The sequence below is a fragment of the Ectothiorhodospira lacustris genome (genome assembly GCF_022227785.1).
GTDB lineage: Bacteria > Pseudomonadota > Gammaproteobacteria > Ectothiorhodospirales > Ectothiorhodospiraceae > Ectothiorhodospira > Ectothiorhodospira lacustris.
In genome coordinates this window covers 1-5,036 of the sequence record NZ_JAJNQM010000128.1, presented here as the reverse complement: position 1 = coordinate 5,036, position 5,036 = coordinate 1, and the positions used below count along the sequence as shown (strand labels likewise).

At 38.9% G+C, this 5,036-nt stretch carries 5 protein-coding genes; all 5 read left to right on the top strand.

What is annotated here, in order from left to right; genetic code table 11:
* A partial coding sequence (locus LQ952_RS15350) for a hypothetical protein (RefSeq protein ID WP_238623492.1) occupies positions 1-662 on the top strand: 662 nt, incomplete at its 5' end.
* An 88-nt stretch (positions 663-750) separates the two neighbouring features.
* Complete coding sequence (locus tag LQ952_RS15345) at positions 751-1,680, top strand: ATP-grasp fold amidoligase family protein (RefSeq protein ID WP_238623491.1); 930 nt, start codon at positions 751-753, stop codon at positions 1,678-1,680.
* A gap of 72 nt (positions 1,681-1,752) precedes the next feature.
* Positions 1,753-2,901, top strand: a complete 1,149-nt coding sequence (locus tag LQ952_RS15340; RefSeq protein ID WP_238617344.1) for a glycosyltransferase family 4 protein — start codon at positions 1,753-1,755, stop codon at positions 2,899-2,901.
* A 27-nt stretch (positions 2,902-2,928) separates the two neighbouring features.
* On the top strand, positions 2,929-4,062 hold the full coding sequence (locus tag LQ952_RS15335; protein ID WP_238617343.1) for a glycosyltransferase: 1,134 nt from the start codon (positions 2,929-2,931) through the stop codon (positions 4,060-4,062).
* Positions 4,063-4,100: 38 nt separating this feature from the next.
* A partial coding sequence (gene asnB, locus LQ952_RS15330) for an asparagine synthase (glutamine-hydrolyzing) (RefSeq protein ID WP_238623490.1) occupies positions 4,101-5,036 on the top strand: 936 nt, incomplete at its 3' end.

Here is a 5,036-nt window from a genome sequence, read left to right as displayed (position 1 = left end):
ACCTGACATTAATACGAAACACTATCGGCATTGCACTGACCTTAATCATAATATACATATTAGCAACACAAGCTACCCGTATAGCACCACACCACTTATTTTTCTTGTGTCTATTACCCGTATGGCTTATCTGCAGACTACCCAAATCCAAAAATACAACAGCTGCCGCAAAAAAATTCATCATTGCCACGACAATAATCACAGCAATATCAGCGGCCAGCTTTGGACCAAGGGCGATTTACAAATCAAACAACACAGATTGCAGTGAAAGAAGATGCAGCGAATTCCTCCCATACGCAGAATATGCAGAATCAATGCTGGAAGCGGGTTACTCAGGAGGAGGCAGCCTAATTGTACTCTCCCATCACAGATATCTGCCACCCGCACAGATCACCAGATATCTACCAGACACAATTGCTGCAACCCCTCATTACCCAACATCATTAAAGCAACTAGAAAACTCAGGAAGACACAGCAGCCCCTGCATTATTGCATGGCATGAAAAAGATCATGACGCGATAGAAAAAGACTTTCCACTAAATACAAAAAAAACAAAACCCCAGACCACAATGACCATAGAAAAAAGAATAAAACTAACATACTTGATCAAAGAAAACTGTATTCAGGCACCCCCCAAAACAACCGAAGCAATTACACCATAAATTACCACTACCACTCAACCCTTAAATTTCAACAATAACAACACAAACAGCAAGAGACCAAAAAAACAGCAAGAGACCAAAACCCATCATGCACATCAAAAGACCAATCAACAGCATAATTCATAACTGCCTCTGGCATTTTCACAAGGATCGCTTAAGAATACCGCCACAACAACTAAAAAATTACAAATCAATTTTCAAAAAAACATGGGATACACTGGGTTGCCCTCCTAATATTTTCGAGGGAGAAGACTTCAACAACAAAATAAAATGGCTGATGATTTTTGATCAACAACCAAAAATCATTACATGTTCAGACAAACTCGCGGTGCGGGAATTTATTGCTAAAAAAATTGGCGAATCATACCTCACGCCTATTTATGCAACTTGGAACAACTCCAGGGACATTGACTTTTCAATCCTACCAGATCAATTTGTCATTAAAACCAACCATGACTCTGGATCAGTGTGGATTATTCACGATCGCAACTCTTTTGATCTAGAAAAAACACGAGTAGAGATTTCAAAAAGCCTCAATAGAAAGTATGGAATCAACAAGGGTGAGTGGTGTTACCAGCACATACAGCCACAGGCATTTGCCGAAAAACTATTAGGTGACCCCACAAGCAGCGTTGACGATTACAAGTTTCACTGCAGCGATGGAAATGTTATTTTTTTGCAATATATATACAACAGAAAGCATCGTACAGCCTATGAACAAATAATAGACCCTAATGGATGCGCAACAAAAATACAGTTAAGCAATCACTTTCAACCCGGAGACAGATTTTCAAAGCCCAAGCATTGGGAAGAAATGCTATACATTGCCAAAACATTATCAACCGGATTTAAATATGTAAGAGTAGACCTTTATTCAATTGACAATAAGATAAAATTTGGAGAACTAACATTTTACCCAAGAAACGGAAACTACAAAGGGGAGGGACAAGCAACTCTTGGGCGCCTCATACCTCTAGACAGAAAAAGCCACCAAGAGACGGCAAATAAAATAAAATAAAATAATTAAAAACTCCAGCACAAAATATAAACATATATTTCAACAAATCAAAACAATTCAGATCAAATAAATATGCAAAAAAAAACAGCAGCCATACTGATAAATAACCTAGCACCAGGGGGGGCGGAGAGAGTCACTACTAACCTAACCAAACACCTAATAAAACTAAATTATAATATACTATTAATTACAGTAGACCAACCCCAAAAAGACCTGTACACCGTAGACCCATGCATCAAAAGAATCTGGATTGAAGAATCATTAAAAAGAATAAAAACATTTAAAGAAATAAGAAGGATTATATTCTTACGAAAGCAGCTAAAAAAAGAGAAACCTGACTTCATTATTGGAATGATGTCAAAACCATCAATCATGGCAATAATTAGTGCAGCAGGCCTTCCAGTTGCCACAATAGTATCTGAAAGAAATTTCCCAGGGAGAAAGAAATTATCAATCCGATGGGGGATACTTAGAAAATTACTATATAGATTCGCTGATGCGCATATAGCTCAAACATACAAAGGCAAGATATGGATAGAAAAAAACACGGGCGCCAAAAATATTCACGTCATACCAAATGCCGTACATTGGCCTCCAGATACGTTTGAACCAATCATACATCCTGACAGGATAATCCCAAAATCTCGAAAACTACTTCTAGCTGTAGGGTCAAAAACACATCAAAAAGGACTCGATATATTACTTGAAGCATTCCAAAAAATATCGCAAAGACACCCTGAGTGGGATTTAGTAATCCTAGGATACAAGCCTAAAGAAAAAAAAAACAAGCACAGGATTAAAATTGAAGAAATCATACTCAACCTACAATCTGAGAATAGAATACACCTACCTGGTCCAGTGGGAAATATCGGCGAATGGTATCTCCGAGCTGAAATATTCATATTAAGCTCACGCTATGAAGGGTTTCCTAACGCCTTACTAGAAGCAATGACTGCGGGCTGTGCATGCATTGCAACTGATTGCGAAACCGGCCCTAGAGACATTATTGACCACAAAATCAACGGACTATTAATAAAACAGGAAAGCTATTCAGATCTAGCCAAAAACATTGAAAAACTAATAAAAAGCGAGGAGTTACGCAAACAGCTTTCTCACAATGCAAAACAAAAAACTAAAAAAAAATTCAACCCAAAAATAATATACAGCATGTGGGAAAATGCAATAAACTCAGCATTAAAAAATAAACATCAGAAAACCTAAAGATATAATAATTTTTCGAGAAAAATCTTGCATAACATAAATAATAAAGTCGCAATATTCGCACCTTACTTCGACAATGGCGGAGTAGAACGAATGCTGGTTAACCTTGCGTGCGGACTAAGTAAGCGAGGGATACCCGTTGATTTTATCGTCAATCACAGCCATTCAGAATTCCTTAAAGACTTAACTGAACCCATTAAGCTTATAAAACTTCAAGAGAAAAACAAAATTAAAATCATAAAATCCTTCACAAAATATATAATTAATACACAACCAAAAGCCATACTTAGCGCAAAAGAAGATTGCGACATAATAGCTACGCACGCATGGAAAAGATCGGGCAAACAGTCAAAGCTTTACATTCGTGCCGTAGTGAACACAACCCAACAAATGATGTATCGCAATATTATACGGCGCTACTGGTCTGCCTGGATATCACGAACAATATATCGGAATGCTGACGGAATAATTGCTGTATCCAGGGGAGTGGCAGATGATATTTATAAAATTTCAAAACCAAATATTGAACGCATTCACGTTGCACCGAACCCAGTCATTACCTCGGATTTATTCAAAAAAGCCCAGGAAGAATTAGATCACCCTTGGTTAACAAACCATGATAAACCGGTAATTCTTGGCGCAGGCCGATTAGGTCGCCAGAAAAACTTCTCCATGCTTATTTCCGCTTTTGCAAATGCACGCGCAAAACGCCCAATGCGTTTAATCATATTAGGAGACGGCAGAAGGCGTGAACGCCTACTTAAGCAAGCAGAAGAACTAGGTATTGCTAATGACGTTTTTTTACCCGGCTTTGTAAAAAACCCTTATGCATGGATATCCCGTGCCGACTTATTTGTGCTTTCCTCTCTATGGGAAGGGTCGCCTAATGTACTTACCGAAGCAATGGCATTAGGCATACCAGTCATTTCAACAGACTGCCCATCAGGCCCCAGTGAATTATTGGGCAATGGAAAATATGGAATGCTCATACCTATAAATGACATAGATTATATGAGCCATGCCATAATCAATACCTTAGACAAACCGATCAAAGCCGAAGACCTACAAAAAGCTGTAGAGAATTACACCTTGGAGAATAGCGTCAACAACTACATGAGAATCATGAAACTGAACCCATCAAAAATACATAGTGACACATGATACTTACGCGATAAATTTCAAGCTAGAAGGAAAATTTGATGTGCGGCATTGCAGGCTTTATTTCAAGATCAAGAAATATCAGCAAATCTAAAACCAATCAAATTCTTGACCGACTGAATCACAGAGGACCTGATGACAGAGGAACATGGTCCTCCGATAATATCACATTGGGTCATACCAGACTTGCGATTATTGACCTTGAATCAGGACATCAGCCCATTGCCACACCGGACAATCGCGCCGCCGTAGTCGCAAATGGCGAGATATACAACTATATTGAAATCAAAGAAAACCTATCCAGAGAAGGCATACAATTCACCACAAACTCCGATTCAGAAACCATCCTGCAGACATATTTGAGACATGGAACAAACGGAATAAATCAGCTGCACGGGATGTTCTCTTTCGCCATATATGATCACAAAGAATCTCGACTGATCCTTGCTCGAGATCGACTCGGAATGAAACCTTTATATTATGCTGAACTACCTGAAGGGATCGCCTTCGCATCTGAATTAAAAGCCCTCAGGCCAATACTCGGAAATAACGTAAAAATAAACGAGAATTCACTCATCCAGTATTTGCAAAACCAATTCAATACAGGAAGAGATACAATCTTCTCCGGAATCAAAAGAGCGCTCCCAGGAGAGATCATCACCATAGACAAAAAATTGAATATACATCCAATAAAATACTGGAGCCCATCTTCGATAAAAACAAGAAAAATTACGCAGAATGAGGCTTGCGAAATATTCACCCCACTTATGGATTTAGTCATCAATGAGCACATCAGATCTGATGTACCATATGGCTTATTTCTTTCCGGTGGCGTGGATTCCGCTGTTCTTTTGTCTCTGATTCAGGAAAAACAAAGCCGCCCACTCCGAACCTTCTCAATAGGCTATAAAAACTCAAGCCTAAAGAGCGAACTAGCCGGGGCGCAAAGAATGGCAAAACTATTTAACTCCGATCAC

Bases quoted from the DNA above. Each gene is read 5' to 3' on its own strand.
- LQ952_RS15345 (WP_238623491.1), top strand. From the start codon at position 751: ATGCACATCAAAAGACCAATCAACAGCATAATTCATAACTGCCTCTGG.
- LQ952_RS15340 (WP_238617344.1), top strand. From the start codon at position 1,753: ATGCAAAAAAAAACAGCAGCCATACTGATAAATAACCTAGCACCAGGG.